This window comes from Pseudoalteromonas sp. P1-25 (assembly GCF_001401805.1).
In the GTDB taxonomy this organism is placed as follows: domain Bacteria; phylum Pseudomonadota; class Gammaproteobacteria; order Enterobacterales; family Alteromonadaceae; genus Pseudoalteromonas.
In genome coordinates this window covers 268,543-288,555 of the sequence record NZ_LKDW01000001.1, presented here as the reverse complement: position 1 = coordinate 288,555, position 20,013 = coordinate 268,543, and the positions used below count along the sequence as shown (strand labels likewise).

General features: G+C 39.3%; 22 protein-coding genes. 16 read left to right on the top strand and 6 right to left on the bottom strand.

Going from position 1 to position 20,013, the window contains the following annotated elements:
* Positions 1 to 32 precede the first annotated feature (32 nt).
* The 3 genes from AN393_RS01330 (at position 33) to rluF (ending at position 3,424) form a co-directional block, all read left to right on the top strand.
* A complete protein-coding gene (locus AN393_RS01330) occupies positions 33 to 1,247 on the top strand; it encodes an EAL and HDOD domain-containing protein (protein WP_055017120.1) in 1,215 nt (404 codons plus the stop codon).
* 34 nt (positions 1,248 to 1,281) lie between these two features.
* Entirely contained in the window at positions 1,282 to 2,361 is a 1,080-nt protein-coding gene (locus tag AN393_RS01325) for a DUF418 domain-containing protein (RefSeq protein ID WP_055017119.1), read from the top strand.
* 76 nt (positions 2,362 to 2,437) lie between these two features.
* Positions 2,438 to 3,424 carry a 23S rRNA pseudouridine(2604) synthase RluF gene (gene rluF, locus AN393_RS01320; RefSeq protein WP_055017118.1) on the top strand — a complete coding sequence of 329 codons (987 nt, stop codon included), beginning with the start codon at positions 2,438 to 2,440 and terminating at the stop codon, positions 3,422 to 3,424.
* Positions 3,425 to 3,433: 9 nt separating this feature from the next.
* Here the strand turns inward: rluF and AN393_RS01315 are convergent, their stop codons facing one another.
* The 4 genes from AN393_RS01315 to AN393_RS01300 form a co-directional block, all read right to left on the bottom strand.
* Complete coding sequence (locus tag AN393_RS01315; protein ID WP_055017117.1) at positions 3,434 to 4,018, bottom strand: hypothetical protein; 585 nt, start codon at positions 4,016 to 4,018, stop codon at positions 3,434 to 3,436.
* 8 nt (positions 4,019 to 4,026) lie between these two features.
* Positions 4,027 to 4,287: a hypothetical protein gene (locus tag AN393_RS01310; protein WP_055017116.1), complete on the bottom strand. Its 261-nt coding sequence runs from the start codon at positions 4,285 to 4,287 to the stop codon at positions 4,027 to 4,029.
* Between the two features lie 80 nt (positions 4,288 to 4,367).
* A complete protein-coding gene (locus tag AN393_RS01305) occupies positions 4,368 to 7,448 on the bottom strand; it encodes an efflux RND transporter permease subunit (RefSeq protein ID WP_055017115.1) in 3,081 nt (1,026 codons plus the stop codon).
* Positions 7,449 to 7,450: 2 nt separating this feature from the next.
* Positions 7,451 to 8,533, bottom strand: coding sequence for an efflux RND transporter periplasmic adaptor subunit (locus AN393_RS01300; RefSeq protein WP_055013681.1), 1,083 nt, complete (start codon positions 8,531 to 8,533; stop codon positions 7,451 to 7,453).
* 123 nt (positions 8,534 to 8,656) lie between these two features.
* Here AN393_RS01300 and AN393_RS01295 point away from each other — a divergent pair, with 123 nt between their 5' ends.
* Both AN393_RS01295 and AN393_RS01290 read left to right on the top strand, forming a co-directional pair.
* A complete protein-coding gene (locus tag AN393_RS01295; RefSeq protein WP_055017114.1) occupies positions 8,657 to 9,553 on the top strand; it encodes a LysR family transcriptional regulator in 897 nt (298 codons plus the stop codon).
* Positions 9,543 to 9,854, top strand: coding sequence for an MGMT family protein (locus AN393_RS01290; protein WP_055017113.1), 312 nt, complete (start codon positions 9,543 to 9,545; stop codon positions 9,852 to 9,854). Before AN393_RS01295 ends, AN393_RS01290 begins: the two co-directional genes overlap by 11 nt.
* A 254-nt stretch (positions 9,855 to 10,108) precedes the next feature.
* On the opposite strand, the gene AN393_RS01285 is transcribed toward AN393_RS01290, so the two are convergent.
* Positions 10,109 to 10,438 carry a hypothetical protein gene (locus tag AN393_RS01285; protein WP_055017112.1) on the bottom strand — a complete coding sequence of 110 codons (330 nt, stop codon included), beginning with the start codon at positions 10,436 to 10,438 and terminating at the stop codon, positions 10,109 to 10,111.
* A gap of 231 nt (positions 10,439 to 10,669) precedes the next feature.
* A complete protein-coding gene (locus tag AN393_RS01280; RefSeq protein WP_055017111.1) occupies positions 10,670 to 11,299 on the bottom strand; it encodes a hemolysin III family protein in 630 nt (209 codons plus the stop codon).
* Between the two features lie 167 nt (positions 11,300 to 11,466).
* On the opposite strand from AN393_RS01280, the gene AN393_RS01275 reads away from it, so the two are divergent.
* The 11 genes from AN393_RS01275 (at position 11,467) to AN393_RS01225 (ending at position 19,984) form a co-directional block, all read left to right on the top strand.
* A complete protein-coding gene (locus AN393_RS01275) occupies positions 11,467 to 11,826 on the top strand; it encodes a hypothetical protein (RefSeq protein ID WP_055017110.1) in 360 nt (119 codons plus the stop codon).
* A 226-nt stretch (positions 11,827 to 12,052) separates the two neighbouring features.
* Positions 12,053 to 12,331, top strand: coding sequence for a hypothetical protein (locus AN393_RS01270; RefSeq protein ID WP_055013675.1), 279 nt, complete (start codon positions 12,053 to 12,055; stop codon positions 12,329 to 12,331).
* 223 nt (positions 12,332 to 12,554) lie between these two features.
* Entirely contained in the window at positions 12,555 to 13,136 is a 582-nt protein-coding gene (locus AN393_RS01265) for an LON peptidase substrate-binding domain-containing protein (RefSeq protein ID WP_055013674.1), read from the top strand.
* A gap of 69 nt (positions 13,137 to 13,205) precedes the next feature.
* The gene (locus AN393_RS01260) at positions 13,206 to 13,829 is read left to right on the top strand and encodes a sigma-70 family RNA polymerase sigma factor (protein ID WP_055013851.1); all 624 of its coding nucleotides are present in this window, start codon (positions 13,206 to 13,208) and stop codon (positions 13,827 to 13,829) included.
* Positions 13,822 to 14,502 carry a ChrR family anti-sigma-E factor gene (locus AN393_RS01255; RefSeq protein ID WP_055017109.1) on the top strand — a complete coding sequence of 227 codons (681 nt, stop codon included), beginning with the start codon at positions 13,822 to 13,824 and terminating at the stop codon, positions 14,500 to 14,502. The genes AN393_RS01260 and AN393_RS01255 overlap by 8 nt, the downstream gene beginning before the upstream one ends.
* Before the next feature lie 8 nt (positions 14,503 to 14,510).
* A complete protein-coding gene (locus AN393_RS01250) occupies positions 14,511 to 15,464 on the top strand; it encodes a DUF523 and DUF1722 domain-containing protein (protein WP_055013672.1) in 954 nt (317 codons plus the stop codon).
* Positions 15,464 to 16,858 carry a deoxyribodipyrimidine photo-lyase gene (phrB, locus tag AN393_RS01245; RefSeq protein ID WP_055017108.1) on the top strand — a complete coding sequence of 465 codons (1,395 nt, stop codon included), beginning with the start codon at positions 15,464 to 15,466 and terminating at the stop codon, positions 16,856 to 16,858. Before AN393_RS01250 ends, phrB begins: the two co-directional genes overlap by 1 nt.
* A 1-nt stretch (position 16,859) precedes the next feature.
* Positions 16,860 to 17,288, top strand: coding sequence for a nuclear transport factor 2 family protein (locus AN393_RS01240; protein ID WP_055013670.1), 429 nt, complete (start codon positions 16,860 to 16,862; stop codon positions 17,286 to 17,288).
* 2 nt (positions 17,289 to 17,290) lie between these two features.
* Positions 17,291 to 18,001: an SDR family NAD(P)-dependent oxidoreductase gene (locus tag AN393_RS01235; protein WP_055013669.1), complete on the top strand. Its 711-nt coding sequence runs from the start codon at positions 17,291 to 17,293 to the stop codon at positions 17,999 to 18,001.
* Positions 17,998 to 19,254 (top strand): NAD(P)/FAD-dependent oxidoreductase, encoded by a 1,257-nt coding sequence (locus tag AN393_RS01230; protein ID WP_055013668.1) that lies wholly within the window; start codon positions 17,998 to 18,000, stop codon positions 19,252 to 19,254. The genes AN393_RS01235 and AN393_RS01230 overlap by 4 nt, the downstream gene beginning before the upstream one ends.
* Positions 19,247 to 19,984 (top strand): DUF1365 domain-containing protein, encoded by a 738-nt coding sequence (locus AN393_RS01225; RefSeq protein WP_055013667.1) that lies wholly within the window; start codon positions 19,247 to 19,249, stop codon positions 19,982 to 19,984. The genes AN393_RS01230 and AN393_RS01225 overlap by 8 nt, the downstream gene beginning before the upstream one ends.
* The last annotated feature ends 29 nt before the right edge of the window (positions 19,985 to 20,013 follow it).

Genomic DNA, 20,013 nt, shown 5'->3' with positions numbered 1-20,013 from the left:
TAGTTTGAGTATATAAATAAGAAGTAGGGAATGTGTCTGTATTTGTTGCAAGGCAAGCAATATTTAATCGTAAGCAAAATGTAGTTGCTTACGAGCTTTTATTTCGTAATAGTGCTGAAAACTTTTTTCCCAATATAGAAGAAGGTCAAGCAACTGCTCGCCTAATAATGGAAAACCAGCTTAATTTAGGTACACGCCACATCACCTCAGGTAAAACGGCACTGATAAATATAGGCCCAGACTCTTTAAAGCACAATTTATGTGACTTTTTACCCTGTAAAGATGTGGTCATTGAGCTATTAGAAACCATTGAACCCACCGACGATAACTATCAGCTTTGCAGAGAGCTTTTTCATAAAAACTATAAACTCGCATTAGATGACTTTGTTTATAACGAACAATGGGAGCGATTTTTAAAGTTTATTAAGCTAGTAAAGTTTGATATTGCGCAAACGCCTTTATCAGATATTGCTGAGATTGTAGAAAAGTTAAAACAGCATAAAAAAATTAAAATATTAGCTGAAAAAATAGAAACCCAAGCCGATTATCATCAAGCCCATAAAATGGGGTTTGATTATTTCCAAGGCTACTTTTTTGCTAAGCCCACAATGCACGAACAGCAAGACATTGATTATAACTATGCGTTAGTTGTGGCTATTTACGCGCAAGTAATGAAATCAAGCCCAGATATAAAGCAAATTACTGCGTTATTTGAAGCCGATGCAGCCCTGGCTTATAAGCTTATGCGGCTAATTAACAGTGGTGTTTTTCCTATTCAAAGCAAAATATCATCTATTAAACAGGCGTTAGTGTATTTAGGGCATGAGCGTTTAAAAAAGTTTGTTAGTTTAATTGTTACCGCGCACACCGCGGGTAAAAAGCCAGCAGAACTAATGCAAATGTGTGTAGTTAGAGCACGCTTTTGTGAGCTAATAGCAAAGCAGGTGTCTAAATCGCTTGCGGGTGAGGCGTTTTTAACCGGCTTGTTTTCGTTACTCGATGCAATACTTGATCAACCCATGAGTTTATTAGTCGAAAAATTACCTTTTCCTGATGACATTAAAGCGGCATTATTAGACGAAAAAAACACCCTATATTATATCTTAAATGTAGTACAAGCGTACGAAACAGGTAGCTGGTGGACATTAGAAAAAGCCGTTATATTACTTAATGTTAAAAGTGATGTGCTGCCAGGGTTATATAAACAAGCCGTAGATTGGGCAGATAATTATAAAAATAATAGTTAAAGGACAGTAACCGCTCATTATGCGAAATTATAATATGGACTTTATTCGTGGCATTGCTGTGCTTTGCTTAGTGTATATGAATGGCTATGCGTTTGGCTTAATGGACTATAGCTATATTCCTTTATCTACCCCGCCTTTTAGCGACGCCCTTATCCATGCTGTGAGTACTTTTTTTGTGGATGGCCGATTTAGAACGCTGTTTTGCTTATTGTTTGGTGCAGTGCTGTATATTCAATGGCACAAAGTTAAATCAACAGCCCCTTTAAAAGCGCGATTGCATTGGCTTATCATTTTTGGTTTGGTACATGGTTTTTTACTGTGGGCTGGCGACATTTTATTTTTGTACGGTGTATCTGGCTGGTTTACCCTAAAATATTTGCAAAGTAATAACCAACTACTTTTAAAAAGGGCGGGGGAGTTTCTTTTAATTGGTTGTGTAGCCACGGCGTTGGTACTTTTTAGTGTACCAGATGAGGTAATTTATCGTGACACAGCGCAGTATATCGATTTATATAGCCCGCATTACAGCGATTACTTTTTGAGTAATCTAGGTATGAATGTATTAATGCTGGTAGCTGTTCCTATCATGATCATGTGGCTGTGCGTAGGGCTAATGCTGATTGGCATCTATTTATATAAAAATGAGGTTTTTAATAAAGGTTTAACCAAGCCGTACCTTATTGTTTGTATAGCTGGTGCTTTTATTTTTTCGGGCATGAGGCTGTATGCGTCACAGTTTACAGGGGGAGCAGGTTACGCCATACAAGAGTTTATAAATACCTTTGCCGCGTTGTTCATGGCTGTATTTTATATTCATCTTATCGTTAAATTTTGTAATAACCGTGCCCATGTAGGGCGGCTTATTCAGCAGGCTGGACGTTTAGCGTTTACCCTATATATAGGACAAACACTTATGCAGCTGCTGCTTTATAAAGTATTGTATCCGCAGTGGGTATTGAGTTTTAACCGCATAGACTATTGGTTAGTCGCGACCGGCCTGGTTACTTTGCAGCTATTGTTTACAGCTTTATATTGTCGCTATTATGAGCAAGGGCCGCTGGAATATGTTTGGCGTAAGTTAGCTCAAGCAAAAATCGCAAAAATTAATGCATAAAGGTTTAAATTAGGGGCGAAAAATAATTGCGTGTGGTTTACACTAGTCGCCTTTAAAATTAGGACCATTAAGTGCCATGACCGAATTAAAACGTTTAAATAAATTTATTAGTGAAACAGGTTTTTGTTCACGCCGTGAAGCCGATAAATATATTGAGCAAGGTCGTGTAACGGTTAATGGTAATACGCCTGAAATGGGCGTAAAAGTGGCAGATACTGATACTGTTTTAGTAGATGGAAAACCGCTGCGCGAAAAACCAAAGCGTGTTTACATTGCGTATAATAAGCCAGTGGGTATTACCTGTACCACCGAGAGTAAAATTCAAAGTAATATTGTAAAAGCTGTTAATTATCCCACCCGCATATTTCCTATCGGCCGTTTAGATAGACCTTCTGAAGGATTGATTTTTTTAACTAACGAAGGCGACATCGTTAATAAAATTTTGCGAGCAGGTAATAACCACGAAAAAGAATACGTGGTGACAGTTGATAAACCACTAAACCGCCAGTTTGTGAGCAAAATGGCCAACGGTATTCCTATTTTAGATACCGTCACAAAAAAATGTAAAGTGACACAAACAGCGCCGCAAGAATTCAAAATTGTGCTTACGCAGGGGTTAAATCGCCAAATTCGTCGTATGTGTGAATACCTAGGTTATGAAGTGGTGACCCTTAAGCGTACCCGCATTATGAATGTAACGTTAAAGGGTTTAAAAGTAGGCCAGTGGCGACATTTAACTGACGTAGAAATGGCGCAAATTAATGATTCAATTGCTGACTCGGGTAAAACGCAAGAGCACTCGGTTGATACTAATAAGCAAAATGCCAATAGCAAAGGTGAGCCTAAAAAGCGTAATTTTCAGGGTGAAAACTCACGTGCATTTAATAATGAGCGAGGCACTCGCACTCAAAGAAGTAACACGGCCTTTCAAAAGCGTTCAACCACCTATGTAGGTAAAGGGGGCGTAGTTATAAATACTCAAGGCGATAGCAAAAACGCAAACAACAAAAAGTCATCAAACGGTAAATCGCGCTCATCTGGTACGTTAAGTTTAAAAAAATAGCGTGTGCACTTACCACTGTATTTGATGCACAACGTAACCGAGTGGGCTTTTAACGCCCACGATGTTTATTTTTTCATTTTTTAACCGTTTTAGTTTTTGCTTATCTAAATACCATCTAAAAGAGCGTTTTCTATAAGTGTGTAAATCAAGCACAACCAGTTTTGCGCAGCTGTATTCGTAATCACGCGGGCAGGCCTCTACAGCCAGTAGCTGGTACTCTTGCTGCCAGCTATTCTCGCTATAATAATAAGTCCAAAGCTTTACAGAAATACAAAAACTAGCCCACAGCCATAAATAAACTAAAACCGGTATAAACAAAATACCCAGCCAGCCCCTAAGCTTTCCATCGTGTTCTAAATAATCTTTAAAATTTGATTTAAACGTTATGCATGCGTTGTACTTTTTGTATCCGTACATACCTGCTGCAATACTAATTACTACTGACAAAGCAGGAAGCAGCTTACGTGTTAAAAAATCATAAGCAGTATTGGCAATAAAGGGGGGATCGAGATTTTCATCCCAAGCAATAAAAAATAGGGGAGGGAGTAGTAAGCTCGCGGTAATTATTATTCTAAAAAGTTGTTTTGCTGTCATTTGAGGGGTTATTTATAAAACACAACGCCAATATAAAGTAAAAAAAGCCCTAAATAAACGGCTAATGCAGATACGCTGTTTTTAGAGCGCAGCTGTTTAATTAAATCATAAGTACCGTCAAACATGCCCGTTATTACCAACGCAATACCGCCCGTAAAACGGTAGTTGTTTAAATCTACATTGCCATTTTCGTCGCTTATAAAGCGAAAATAGCCAAAGAGAATACATATACAGCCTAGTATTAGTATGAGCGTGCTTATTATGTCCATCTTTAACCTCGGTTTAAATAATAAAAAACGCAGCTACGGTGAGGTAAGCTGCGTTTTAAGCGTCCTGTAAGGCTTTTAAATTACTTTCTAGGCTCGTAGTCTATTCTAAATACAACAGTATAAAGCACAGGCACTACGATAAGCGTAAGTATGGTCGCAAAGCCTAAACCAAACATAATCGTTACCGCCATTGACTGGAAGAACACGTCAAATAACAGCGGGATCATACCTAAAATAGTGGTAATAGCCGCCATGGCTACAGGGCGTACACGGCTAACGCCCGATTCAAATACAGCTTGATAAGGCGATTTACCATCGCGAAGCTCAAGGTTTATTTGATCAACCAACACAATACCGTTTTTAATTAGCATTCCGCTTAAACTCAGTAATCCAAGTAGCGCCATAAAGCTAAATGGTGCATTCATTATTAACATGCCTGCACTCACACCTATAATGGCAAGTGGCACTGTAGCCCAAATAACTAAAGGTTGTTTAAGTGAATTGAACAGCAGTACGGTTACCGCAAACATTGCTAAATAACCCAGCGGTAATGAGCCAAATATAGCGGCTTGCGCATCCGATGACGACTCATACTCGCCGCCCCATTCTAATTTATAGCCACGTGGTAACTCTATTGCTTCTACAGGTCCGCGTATGCGAGCAAAAAGCTTGGCGGCAGTTTCATCACCTAATACGTTGTGATCGGCCATAACCGTTATTGTGCGCTTTCTGTCGCGGCGCATAATTAGGCTGTCTTCCCATTCAACTACAAATTCGTCAACCACTTGTGTTACTGGTACAAATACCCCCAGTACTGGGCTGTATATTTGTAAATCATGAACGCTTTCTACATTTAGGCGCTCATTTGCCGGTGAGCGAGCAATTATTGGCAGTAGTTGTGTACCATCGCGGTATACACCCACTTGCTTGCCCGAAAGACTAGTAAGCAGCACATCATCAAGGTCCGACTTACTAATACCTAAGCGGCGCGCTTTTTGTTCGTTAAATTGTGGGCGAATCATTTTAGTACGTGCGCGCCAATCATCACGAATATTATAAGCGCCGTCGTCTTGTGCGATAACTTCTTCAGCTTGGGCGGCTAATTGTCTCAGTATTACCGGGTCTGGGCCTGTAAAGCGAGCTTCAATTTTAGCATCGGTTGAGGGGCCAATTTCCATTGGCTTAATTTTAAGCTCAGCTGAAAGGGGTGTACTTTGAGAGTACTCTCGCACTTTTTGCATTACTACAGCTACCGCCTCGCGGTTTTTTACTCTAATAATGAGCTGCCCGTATGACGAGTACGACTTTTGCGGTGCATAAGTGAGCATAAAGCGCGGAGCACCTTGACCTGTAGTACTGGTTATTTCTTCTACTAGCTCTTCTTTTTGAAGGTAGTTTTCAAGCTTTTTAATTCCCTCGAGCGTTGCTCTTATGTCAGAGCCTTGTTGCTGCCAGTAATCTACGTAAAACATAGGCGTGTTAGAGGCAGGGAAAAACGATTGTTTAACTGCACCAAAACCAACCACTGCCGAGCAAAGGAGTACAACCATAAGCACAAGCGTGGTTTTACGATAATGCATAGACACATCTAAAAGTGCTTTATAGCCGGTAAAAATAAAGCCTTGGTATGGGTCGTCGTCTTCTTCTTCGCCCTCAGCATTTTTACCTTTTTTAAACTCATCTTGTTTAAACATTAAATTTGCAAAAAATGGTGTAAGCGTAATGGCGGTGATCCAGCTTAGTAAAAGCGATATAAACAACACCCAAAATAAGCTACCGGCAAATTCACCGGTCGCATCAGAGCTTAGGCCAATAGGGGCAAACGCAGTAATACCAATAACTGTAGCGCCTAGTAGCGGCCATTTAGTTTGTTCTACAATATTAACCGCCGCTTTTAACTTAGTTTGGCCACGCTTTAAATTTATTAATATGCCTTCGGTTACTACTATGGCGTTATCTACCAGCATACCAAGGGCAATAATCAGCGCACCCAAAGAAATACGTTGCAGGTCTATGGCAAACAGCTTCATAAATATAAAGGTGCCTAGAACGGTTAGTAATAAAATCCCGCCAATTAAAATACCGCTTTTTAACCCCATAAATATAAGCAGTACCACAATTACAATGGCAATCGCCTCTACTAGGCTGACAATAAAGCCATCTACCGATTTTTCTACTTCTTTAGGCTGGTTATATACCGATTTTACATGTATGCCGTGGGGGCGCTGGTATTCAAGCTCTGCTAAGTGTTCGTCAATACGCTTACCTACATCGACTACGTTCACGCTATTCATAAACGAAACGCCAATTAAAAGTGCTTGCTCTGAGTTGTAGCGAATAACATTGTTGGGTACTTCTGCGTATTCTCTAAATACTTTGGCTACATCACCTAGGTAAATAAGCTCGCTAGCACCGGGTTTTGATATAAGTAGGGTTTCGAGCTCTTTAACATCTTTAAATTCGCCGGTTGGGTGAAAGCGTATAGACTCATCGCCCACTCTAATTTTACCTGCGTTAGAGACTGTATTTTGAGATTGCAGTAAACCAAAAATATGGCTTGGGGCAATACCGAGCTGCGCTAACTTGCGGGTCGACACTTCAACCATAACTTGTGGCTGTTGTTCACCTGCAATGGTTACTTTACTCACGCCTTTAACAAGTACGAGTTCACGCTTTAAGTAATCGGTGTAATCTTTAAGCTCATCATAAGAGTAGCCATCGCCGGTAACCGCATACATAACGCCGTATACATCGCCAAAGTCATCTAAAATAGTGCTCGGGTAAACACCACTTGGGAGTGAAGGCGCTAAATCGTTTATTTTACGGCGCATTTCATCCCAAATTTGGCGCAGCTGATCTTTGCGGTAGGTGCTTTTCATTTCTACCGATATTTGCGACTTACCATTTGACGAAATAGAGGTTACAAAATCAACGTAAGGGAGTTGCTGAATTGCATTTTCAATTGGGAAGGTGACTTCTTCCTCTACTTGTTGTGGTGACGCACCTGGGTACATAGTAATAACCATGGCGGTTTTAAGCGTAAACTCTGGGTCTTCTAGTTGGCCTAAATCAAAGTACGACACACTCCCGCCAATTAACAGCAGTAGTGCAAACATCCAGCTAATTACTTTTTTCTCTATAGAGAGTTGTGCAAAGCTCATAATTATAAGCCTCGCTCTTTATTCCATGGGCGTACTTTCATGCCTTCATCTAATGAATGCACGCCAGCAGAAACGACAATTTGGCCTTCTTTAACGCCGCTCAGTACTTCAATGCCGTCACGGTGTACTTGACCGACTTTAACAGCTTGCTTGTTAACAACGCCGGTTTCGGGGTTGTATATCCACACATAAGCGTTATCTGACACGCTTTCTTTAGCTTCAGAAAAAACCGACTCTATTGGTAAAATAGTGTAAGCCACTTGCGAGCTGGTTACTTTAGATAAATCAATAAATACACGCCCGGTCATTCCTGCAAGGAGGTTAAAGTCTTTAGGAACAGGCAATGAAAAAACAACTTTGTAAGTGAGCGTTGTCGGATCCGCCTGCGTATCCCACTCTTTTAAATCTAAGGTGTATTCTTTGTTAGTAAAACCATCGAACACAACGGTTGGGTGGTAGTCGCTGCCTTTTTTGATACGCGCAATGATTTTTTCAGGAACTTGGATCTCAACATCCATTAAATCACGTGTTTCTAAGCGTAATATGTTTTGTTTGGCTTGAATGTTTTCAAAGTTTTTAACAAATACTTTGGCAACAGTACCAGCAAATGGAGCGCGCAATTCGCTGTATTCTAGATTAGTTTCAGCAATCTTAAATGCTGACTCTGCCACTTGCATATTTGCCAACGCTTCATCGTACTCTGATTGGCTCGCTATTTTTTTCTCGTATAGTTGCTTAATACGACTAAGTTGCGATTTAGCAAGTTCATAACGGGCTTTTCTATCGTCGTACTGTAATTGAAAATCTTCTGGGTCGAGTTTTGCTAAAAGCTGGCCTTTCTCAACTTCTTCACCTGCTAAAACAGGAAACTCTACCAATTCACCATTAACTCTAAACGCTAAGTATGAGCCTTGGTTAGCAACCACTTCAGCAGGAAAACTGCGCACATTTGTTTGCGAATCATGTCCTATATTGAATAACTTTACAGGCCTAATGGGCTCTTCTTTTACTTGCTGCTCTGGCTCTGAACAGGCCATTAAAGTAAGTAAAGTCGTAGTAAGTATACATAGACGAAAGAGTTTCATGTCTTCTCCGTGGCAATGATGGGCAAAATAATTAAGTGCAGGATACGCCGCAACCATATAAAATAAAATTCATTAAATTTTAGAAACATAATAAGTTTTATTTATGATCATGTTGAGCGCAGTATGAAGCTGAATCAATTACAAATTTTAGATGCCATTGTACAAAGTGCAAGTTTAAGTGGCGCGGCGCTTAAATTACATAAAACTCAGCCTGCACTTACCTTAGCAATTAAAAACTTAGAGGCAAAAATTGGCTTTGAATTACTTGATAGAAGCAAGTACCGATTACAGCTAACTGAAAAAGGGCGTGTTTTTCACCGCGAAGCACAACAACTATTGCATGCCAATGACGAGTTAGCACAGCTTGCCAAAGAGCTTGCACTCGGTAACGAGCCACAATATCGCATTTGCTACGAACAAATATGTCATAAAGACAGTTATAACGAGATCATAAGTAATACTTTTAGATTATTTAAGCGTACAGAGTTTAATTTAACCAGTGGCAAACGCTTTGTTTCTTTAGAGCAAGTAAATAGTGGGCAAGTTGAGCTAGGCATAGGCCCATGGTTTGATTTGTTTCATGCAACAGGGCATTTAGAAAGTTTGCCTATTGGTAAACTAAATATTGGTATTATTGCATCTACTAATAAATACCCTAAGCACATGACCTTTAACGAGCTACAAAATTACCCGTGTTTGGCCATGTTTGAAAGCGACTTAAGCATAGACAGCGACAAGCTTTCTTACTCAAAAGGTTCTGCCTTAATGAAGATTGACGATGTAACTAATTTAAAGTCGTTTTTGCTTGCGGGTGCTGGCTGGGCAATGATGAATATAGACTATTGCGCCCCTGAAATAGAAGCGGGGCTGTTGCAGCAAATACATATAAACGACAGAGAAGATCAGTTTGGTATAGAGGTACGTGCATTTAGGCGTGATGCAATACACCATGGCCCTGTTGCGCGCTCTATTTGGGAGCAATTTAAAGTACTCAGTGAGGCGTACGTGAATGAGCGCTGATATCGATAAAGAAACCCTCATCTACACCATCATTGCCAGTATACCTGCAGGTTTTGTAGCAAGTTATGGGCAAGTAGCAACGCTTGCCGGTTACCCGCAAAATTCACGTCTAGTAGGGCGGCTTTTAAAGCAAATGCCAAATGACTCTGTTATACCGTGGCACAGAGTAGTAAACAGCCAAGGTAAAATATCGTTTCCTTCAGGTAGTGATAAATACCAAGAGCAGCGCCAAAAGCTGTTATCTGAAGGGGTTAGCTTTAAAAACGATAAAGTAAATATGCGCGAGTACAGGTGGGAGTGATAAGACCACTTCGGGCAGATTAATTCTAATGTAGGTCGGATAAGCGAAGCGCCATCCGACACAGTAAAATACCTAGCCAATTATAATCAATATTTTATGTTGTCGAGTGGCTGGAAAGTGCCATAAGCGGACGGTGGTAACGCCCGCATAACGGGCAAAAACACGTAGGCTACAATACCAAGCGAAGCGCAGGGAGCCTACGTGTTTTTGTCCCTAGCGAGCGCAGCGAGTGTTAATGCGTTTGTTAGGTGCAACTAGCCGGCAAGCCATAAGCTTAACATTAACGAAAACCATGTGAGCACGTACATTATTATGCTTGGATTTTTAGATTTTATATTTAAGTGAATGAACAAAAGAGTAAAAGCTAAGCCAACGATACCAGATAAAATGCTACTTGCAGCAGATTGGTCGGCGTTACCAAAGATTTTGATAGGCAAAAGAATAAGTAACCCCAATACAGCCATATAAATAGACCACTTAACAATTTGCTCTCGAAGTAGATCGTCGGGATCAACAAACTCGTTGTTTTTATTACGAAACAACTCCTTGAGTATATCTATAATTTCCTTGTCAGCTTCCGTCATACTTCCTTTGCACCTAACAACTTTATCAGAGGACACTTTCCCTTTTTTAGCGCGAAAACGTCCTTATTTTATGAACTTATACTAATAGCAAATAGTGTAAGCTATTGCCAGCTATAAATATTATAGTTTCTGTAGCTTATATAAACATGTAAAAAAGAGGAAAGTGTCCTCTTATTCTTACTAAGTTAATGACGACTCACCTGAATGACAGCTATTCGCTCTGAGCTGCCATCAATAAACATATTTACTAATTGAAATGTAATGGCAAACACATCCAGCGATCACAAACAAATGCCAAATAGCATGGCTGAATTGAGTGCTTTTAGCATTATAAAACAAAGTACCTAGGCTATAAAAAATGCCACCGGCCAGTAACCAGTAAAGTGCTTTTACATCAATATTTAAATAAAGCGGGTATACAATAGCGAGGGCAAACCAGCCCATAAGTAAGTAGGTAGCCAGCGATATTTTTTTATTACCATTTTTAACCAGCACTTTATAAGCAACGCCGCTAATTGCTACGGCCCAAATAAAGCTCAGTGTGCCCCAAGACCACCATCCATTAAGAGATAGCAATAAAAATGGGGTGTACGTACCGGCTATTAATACGTAAATAGCGCAGTGATCACACTTTTTATAAAAAGCGCGTATTTTTGGCTGCACACTGGCGTGATAAAGTGTGGATGATAAAAACAATACAAATAAACTAGCCCCATATACAGCGGTGCTAATATAAGCTTTTATGCTGGTGGCTTGTTTAAATAAATCCCACATTACAAACACAGCAAAAAATATACCCAGTGCATGACTTAGTACATTGAGTTTTTCTTCTTTGCGAGAATAGGGTGCATCTATAGTCATACTAGTCCTACCACTTATTAATTGAACTTGAGTGTACAGGTGTACGCTCAATGTTTCAATACCATCACTGTTACTGTAAATTAGTCTGGTTACTTTTATTGATTTTAAAAGGAATTAATCGGTTATAGTGTGGTCGTATAGTCTCAATTAATTAAGGCACGTTTATTATGAAAAAAGAGCTTAAAGCCGTTTTACTTACTGCCATTGTGTATCCTGGGGCAGGGCATTTTTCGCTTAAAAAGCATTTAATAGGCTGCATTTTTGCAGGTGTATTTACGCTACTTTTGTTTATGACATTAGGTGATATTTTGGCTGTAGCGCAATGTAGTGCAAATGAAATTTTAGCAGGTAAAATTCCGATGACGGCTTCTGGCATTTTACAAGCTGCTCGTAATCCATCAGGTGAATGTGCACAGCTTGGGGAATATCAATACCTTCCTTTAATGGTGGTTATATGGTTATTAAGTATGGTTGATGCCTATCGGTTAGGTAAAAAAGTGAAACTAGCTAAACACACAAAAGAGTAACGCAGGGAGTTACTTTTAGTTGTGAAGAGTTAAACTTTATTTATTTGCTAATAATTAGTCAAAAAATTAAAAAGGTTAGTTAAATTAACCAGCACTGAACGCTGCCTATTTTTAATTAGTCTAATTAAATTCTTAAATATCAAGTGTTTACTTTTTATTTTTCTGTTGGCACAACCCTTGATTATGTTATTGCGTCTAAACAATATACATAACAAGGAATACCATTATGAAACATTCAATTAAAATCGCTATGGCAAGTTTATTAGTATTAGGTTCTTCGCAGGCACAGGCGAGTGAAGTGGACCTAGATGTAACTGATATTATAACGCAAAACGTAACAAGCTATATTAACCAAGTAACGGCAGAACTCGAGCAATCAATTTCGCAGAGCCTTAGTTTTGATGCCAAAGCAGCTCTTGAGCAATTAGTTAATCAAGCGCAAGAACAAACTGACGTTACCACGCAGTCTACAATGGTGGTAACTACAGAAGTTAAAGCTAAATAAGTGTAAAAGGATAAGACGATGAGCAACGAATTAGGATTATTTGCACTTATGTTGGCGCCTGTTGTAAGCATGATGAGTGTTTACTATATGGTTCAAGTTATAAAAAGTATGGGTAGTTGGATTAACTTTTAAATAATGGGTAGATAATTCGATTTAGGTAAGCTGATCGACTTAGTAAAAGCGCACGTAAATAAAGGCAGTGTAATTTAAAGAAGTAGACTTTATGAAACGTGCGATTTTCCCATTACCAATATTTGTGTTACCTGAAGGCTATACGCGTTTACGTATATTTGAGCCTCGGTATTTAAACATGGTAAAAACCGCACTACAAAATAATGTCGGTTTTGTACTATGCACCTATCAGCACGACACGCCATTTAATATTAGCGCTCAGGGCTGTTTGGTCGATATTATCGACTTTGATCAAGACCCTAGCAATATGCTACTCATTGATGTGTACGCTGCTAAAAGCGTGCAAATAAATGATGTATACCAAGATGAAAGTGAATTGCGCCACGGCTTATTAAGCGATTGCAATACGCCGTATTGGTACAATGACTCACACAGTGATATTTCGGCTGATAATCAACGTTTGTCTGATTCTTTGCAGGACATATTTTTAAACAATAAAGAGCTCTCTAGTTTATATAGGCAAACCAAGTTTGATAATTTAGCCTGGGTTGCCGCGCGCTGGCTTGAACTATTACCTATATCTATTGATAAAAAACAGCAACTTGCGTTCGAAAGTAACTTTGCTAACTTACTAAACTTCCTCCATACTGTGATTAACAATGAATTTGCCTAAAATAATGTGATCTGCGATAAATTGCTTAGCGTATAGATGTGTACAAAAGCATACACGGGATTAATTATTATGGTAAGTCAACAACCCTCACAACGTTGTGAACCTAATACAGGTAAATATACTGCCATGCCAGAAACGCCAAGTGCAGAGCTTATGCAAGCTTTGCTTGATGTAGCTACTTCGCGAGACAAGAGAGCGTTTGCTTACTTATTTGAATATTTTTCGCCAAAAATCAAACGCTTTGGAATAAAGCAGTTTGGTTCAGAGGCACAAGCAATGGAGCTTGTACAAGAAACATTAACCTCAGTGTGGCGTAAAGCGCATTTGTATCATAGCGATAAAGGGGCTGCAACTACATGGGTATACACCGTGATGCGTAACGCTTCATTCGATATGCTTCGTAAAATGAAAAGTAATAAAGAAGAAAACATAAGCGAAGATATTTGGCCACTCATTAACGAATCTCAAGACACAACACTTGAATTTAGCGACCATTTGGAAGACCAGCAAATAAAACGCTACCTAGATAAATTGCCAGCTGCACAGCGAGAGGTAGTCAGAGGTGTTTATTTCCAAGATATGTCGCAAGAGCAACTTGCTCAACAACTTAATATTCCTGTAGGCACGGTAAAATCACGATTGCGTTTAGCCTTGCAAAAATTACGTAATGAAATGGGAGATCAGCATGATTAAACATCACCCTAGTGAATCTTTACTAGCACAATATTGTTCAGCGCAGTTACCTGCATCGTTAAGTGTTGCGGTTTCTATTCATGTTGATATGTGTCCGGTTTGTCAAGCAAAAGTAGCAAAGCTCGAAGCCGCCAATGCAAATGATGCCTTTAGTGAGGCGTCAGATGTGTCTGATGAATTAAACCTGAGCAATGATTTACAAACATCTGACTTTGCCACCGACATGTTAGATTTAATCACTGCTGATGCTAGCATTGACGAAGTTTACGAAGTAGAACCAGTAACTGTACAAGTCAATGAGCACAACTATGAATTACCTCGTGCTTTGACACGCATTTCCCATGGGCGTTTTACCCAAGTGGGTAAGCTTGCTCGCTCGCGTGTTGCTATTGATGATGGCCCGCTGCGATCAAGCCTTTTACATATTGGTGCAGGGGGAGAGATCCCAGAGCATACTCATACAGGCTTTGAAGTAACCCTGTTACTTGATGGCGAGTTTAGTGATGAAGAGGGTAGTTACGTGCCTGGTGACTTTATTTGGCAAGATGGCTCTCATCAACATACTCCACTTACAAAAGATGGCTGTTTATGCTTTACAGTAGTCAGTAGTGCGCTACATTTTAATAAAGGGCTCAGTAAGTTACTTAATCCTATAGGTAACTTGATTTATTAAGAGAATTTATGCAAACAGACACAATAAAAATAGGTATTAGCGCCTGCCTAGCAGGCGAAAAAGTACGTTTTGATACAGGCCATAAAAAGTCTAACTTTTGTATGGATGAACTTGGAAAACATGTAGAGTACACGCGTTTTTGCCCAGAGGTAGCTGTTGGTTTACCAATTCCTAGGCCAACCATTCGCCAAGTTCGTGTGGGCGATACAATTAAAGTATGCCGCCCTGATGGCACTGGCGATGTTGGGCCTAAGCTAACTGAATACGGTAAAAAAGTAGCCACTGAGCAAGCTAAACATTTAAGCGGTTTTGTATTTTGCGCTAAAAGTCCAAGTTGTGGCATGGAACGAATCAAAATTTATAACGAAGCGGGTACCGGTAATACATCTGAAGGCGTTGGTTTTTTTGCTGAGCAAATAATGAAGCACAATCCATTATTACCTTGTGAAGAAAACGGTCGCTTAAACGACATGCACTTACGCGAAAACTTTGTAATGCGGGTGTACGCTTACAAACAGTGGCAGCTATTAGCTTCTGAACCGCTTACAGTACATAAGCTTACTCAATTTCATTCTCAATATAAGTACTTATTGATGGCTCATAATTATCAAGCCTACCGCGACTTAGGTAACTTACTTGGTACTTACAAAGGCGATGATATTAACGCTTTAGCAGATGAGTACATTCTGGGGTTAATGAATGGCCTTAAGAAGCCTGCATCGCGTAGGAATAACTGTAATACGTTAATGCACTTGCAAGGTTACTTTAAAAAAGATTTATCTAAGATTGAAAAGCAAGAATTGCGTGACGCAATCGATGAATACCGTCAAGGTTTAGTTCCTTTATATGTGCCACTTACTTTGCTAAAGCACCATCTTAAAGTACACCCTAATGAATACTTAGAAAAGCAGGTGTTTTTTAATCCTTACCCTAATGAACTAAAATTACGTTACGGCATATAATGAATACACTTTTTTGGTTTAGGCGCGATCTGCGCCTTTTTTCTAACGAAGCGCTTATTGAAGCGCTAAATAATGGCGCTAAAAAGGCCATTTTTTTTATCTGCGAAAAACAATGGCAACAACACAATGCCGCTCCCATTCAAATTGACTTACTGAAAAGGCGTCTCAATTATATACGTGAGCAGCTTGCGCAGTACGCGATAGAGCTTCACATTATTGATGCACCTTACTTTGCTGATTGTGAAAGTGCGCTTTTATCGTTTTGCGATAAACATCAGGTAGAACATGTAATTGCTAATAAAGAGTACGAGTTAAATGAAGTCAATCGCGATGCGCAAATTCTTACAAAGTGTGATGAAAAAAATATCACGTTTACGCTTTATGAAGGCGATGTAATAGCACCTGTAGGCACTGTTAAAAATCAAAGTAACGAAATGTATAAGGTGTTTACGCCGTTTAAAAAACAGTGGCTTAAACAGTATCAAGATACTCACTTTAGTTTACTACCGTGGCCTTTAAAAAAGCTGGCAGAAGGTAAAACCAATTCACCGGTTTTAAAAGGCGATGGTAGCTCAGAAAAATGGCCTGTTGATGATGACAGCTTAGCCACCATTGTTGATAATTTTATTTGCGACAAATTAAGTAGTTACGACGATCAGCGTGATATACCTAGTATCAAGGGCACTTCGGGTTTGAGCCCGTATTTAGCGCTGGGTATTATAAGCCCAAAGCAGTTACTCGTTAATATTCAAAACCGCTACCCAGATATTTTAACTACCTCTAAAAGTAAAACTTTTACTTGGATAAACGAGCTAATTTGGCGCGAATTTTATCGTCATTTAATTGCGCAATTTCCTAAGCTTTCTCGTGGTGATAACTTTAATGAAAAATACAATAGCGTAACATGGCGTAAAAACGAGGCTGACTTTAAAGCCTGGTGCGAGGGAAAAACAGGTTACCCACTCGTTGATGCTGCAATGCGGCAGTTAGTTCAAACTGGGTGGATGCATAATAGATTAAGAATGGTGGTTGCCAGCTTTTTAACCAAACATTTATTAATTGACTGGCGAGAGGGCGAATCGTTTTTTATGCAGCATCTTATTGATGGTGATTTAGCCTCTAACAATGGCGGCTGGCAGTGGGCTGCAAGCACAGGCTGTGACGCGCAACCTTATTTTCGCGTGTTTAATCCTATTACTCAAAGTGAGCGCTTTGATCCTAATGGTAAATTCATACGTAAATATTTACCAGAGCTTGAAAAAGTGCCAGATAAACATATCCATTTTCCTCATGCTTACTTAGGCTCAATAGGGGGGGGTAAGCACTGTTACTGGCCGGCAATTGTTGATCATAAAGCAGCTCGCGAACGTGCAATAGCTGCATTTAAGGTGTGATATGGAAACAGCATTACCGCTAGAAAAATTTGTAGAAATATATCAACAACTCGATAAATCAAACTTGCATTTGCTCCATGATATATACAGCGAGCAAATTAAATTTAAAGACCCAATGCACGAAATAAACGGGTTAACAGAGCTTACCCGATACTTTTCTAACTTATATAGTAATGTTAAGCATTGTCAGTTTGATATTAGCGACACCTACGAGCGTGATGACAAAGCATTTTTGTATTGGACTATGCATTACGCTCACCCAAAGCTGGCTTCTGGCAAAACTATATCGGTAGAAGGGCACAGTAAGTTGGTATTTAAAGAAGGTAAAATTATAAATCACCGCGACTATTTTAATGTAGGTGAAATGCTATACAAGCATATTCCTATTTTGGGTGGCATTATAAATTACATAGATAAACGAGCAGGGTAGCGATGAATATTTTAATTACAGGTGCAACCTCAGGTATTGGCGAGCAACTGGCAATAAAGTACGCCCAGCAAGGTAACACGGTGATTGCTTGCGGTAGAAACCTTGAAAAGCTAGCTGAGCTTGAAAAACATACCAACATTAAAGCTTGTCAGTTCGATGCCACAGATCTCAAAGATATAAAGCAAGCAACCCTTGGGTTTACTGCTTTTGATAAGGTTATTCTTAATGCCGGTAACTGTGAATACGTTGATGATGCCCGCAACTTTGACAGCGCCCTGTTTGAGCGCGTTATTTCGGTTAACTTGCTAGCAATGGGCTATTGCCTTGAGGCTCTTTTGCCAAAAATTAGCACAGGCGGACAACTTGTACTGGTTAGTTCAAGTGTTACATATTTACCTCTGCCACGCTCAGAGGCTTATGGTGCATCTAAAGCCGGGGTAAGCTATTTAGCGAAAAGTTTAGCAATCGACTTAAACGACGTTGATGTTACTTTAGTGCACCCAGGCTTTGTAAAAACCCCTCTGACCGATAAAAACGATTTCCCAATGCCTATGGCCGTTACCGCAACTGAGGCTGCCGATTACATGATTAAGGGAATTAATAAACGCCGTAAAGAAGTTCACTTTCCTTATCGGTTTACACTTATTTTAAAAGCATTACGAATCTTACCGTTACCACTTTGGTTACGTTTAGCAAAAGGACTAGCCCGTTGAAAAAAATAGCAATAATAGGTTCTGGCGTATCGGGTTTAACCTGTGCTCATTTACTGCATAAACATTACGATATTACCGTATTTGAAAAAAACGATTATATTGGTGGTCATACCGCAACAGTAGAAATATCTGATGCTGGAGTTAAACGCGCAATAGACACAGGCTTTATAGTATTTAATGACCGTACTTACCCGTACTTTGAAAAACTACTCGCGCGCATTGGCGTAGATAGACAAGAAACGCAAATGAGCTTTAGTGTTCACAATCAAGCAAGCGGTTTTGAGTACAACGGTCACACTTTTGCCAGTTTATTCGCCCAAAAAAGGAATATATTTAGGCCCAAGTTTTGGCGCTTGTTAAGCGATATAGTTAAGTTTAATAAATTATGTAAAGCAATGCACAGCGAGCAAAACTACCCTAAAAATCAAACGTTAGGTCAGTTATTGGATACACACGGCTTTAATGACTTTTTTAAATACCATTACATTTTGCCTATGGGTGCCGCTATCTGGTCAACCAGCATTAAAGAGATGCAAAATGTTGGCGTAGAGTTTTTTGTAAACTTTTTTTACAACCATGGTTTACTAGATATTACAAATAGGCCGCAGTGGTATGTAATTCCAGGTGGCTCCAAACAATATATTAAGCCACTTATCAAAGGGTTTGCAGATCAAATAAAACTAAATACCGACATTGAGACGGTTACTCGTGTAAGTGATAAAGTAATCATAACCCTAAAAAATGGGGAGCAAGCTGAATTTGATAAAGTGGTATTTGCGTGTCATTCTGATCAGGCACTAGCGTTACTTGGCGATGCTACTGAGCAAGAGCAATCTGTATTAGGTGCAATTCCATACACAGAAAATTCGGTAGTTTTGCATACAGACACTAGTTTGTTACCCGATAGAAAAGCAGCTTGGGCAAGTTGGAACTATTTACTAAATGAAAATACAGATAAAGCAGCCGTTGTAACCTACCAGATGAATATACTGCAAGGTATAGACTCTGATACGCAATTTTGTGTAACCCTTAACCACTTAGAAGGGATTAACAAAGCGAATATATTACGTGAGTTTACTTATCATCACCCTGTGTTTAACGAATCTTCCATTGCCGCACAAAAACTTAAACACACTGTTGATGGCCAAAACAATAGTTATTTTTGTGGTGCTTATTGGTATAACGGTTTTCATGAAGATGGCGTACGCAGTGGGGTTGATGTCGCTAGGCAGTTAGGTGTTGAATTTGAATAGCGCTGTTTACTTAGGCGATGTGAGGCATCGCCGCTTCTCTGAAAAAAGTCATAAGTTTAAATACCCTCTCTACATGATGTGGATTGATTTAAAAAATCCTTTATTGCTTAACAACATTCATCCTATGTTGGGTACATTTGGTTTTAAAGTATTGCGGTTTAACCAGGCTGATTATTTAACTTTACAATCTAATTCAGAACCACTCAGCATTTTTGAACGTGCACAATGCCAAATAGAAAAACTAGGGGTTAAAGAATCGTTTTCGCATATTTATATGCTTGGCCAACTTAGGTGTTTGGGCATTTATTTTAGCCCTGTAAATTTTTACTTTTACGGTAATAGCGCCGACAATTTTGAATATATGGTGGCTGAGGTGAGTAATACACCCTGGAATGAACGCCATTATTATTTGGTGCCCTTACAAAAAAAAGTGAACTTTAAAAAAGCTTTCTCCGTATCACCCTTTATGAATTTAGATATGGACTACCATTGGCAGGTACAACATACTGCCGATAACACATTAATTCATATAGAAAATAAACGTGGAGATGAGTTGTTATTTGACGCGTCTTTACGATTAAAGCGAAGTCAGTTAACTAAGCAAGAAGTTACTAAATTATTAAAAAAATTTCCTGCGATGACTTTGTCTATTTTCAAAGGTATTTATGTGCAAGCACTTAAGTTGTTTATAAAAAGGGTTCCTTTTTTAGGTCATTCAGGAAAACCTTAGTATAGTTAAACTAGCTTAGTTGCGGGTAG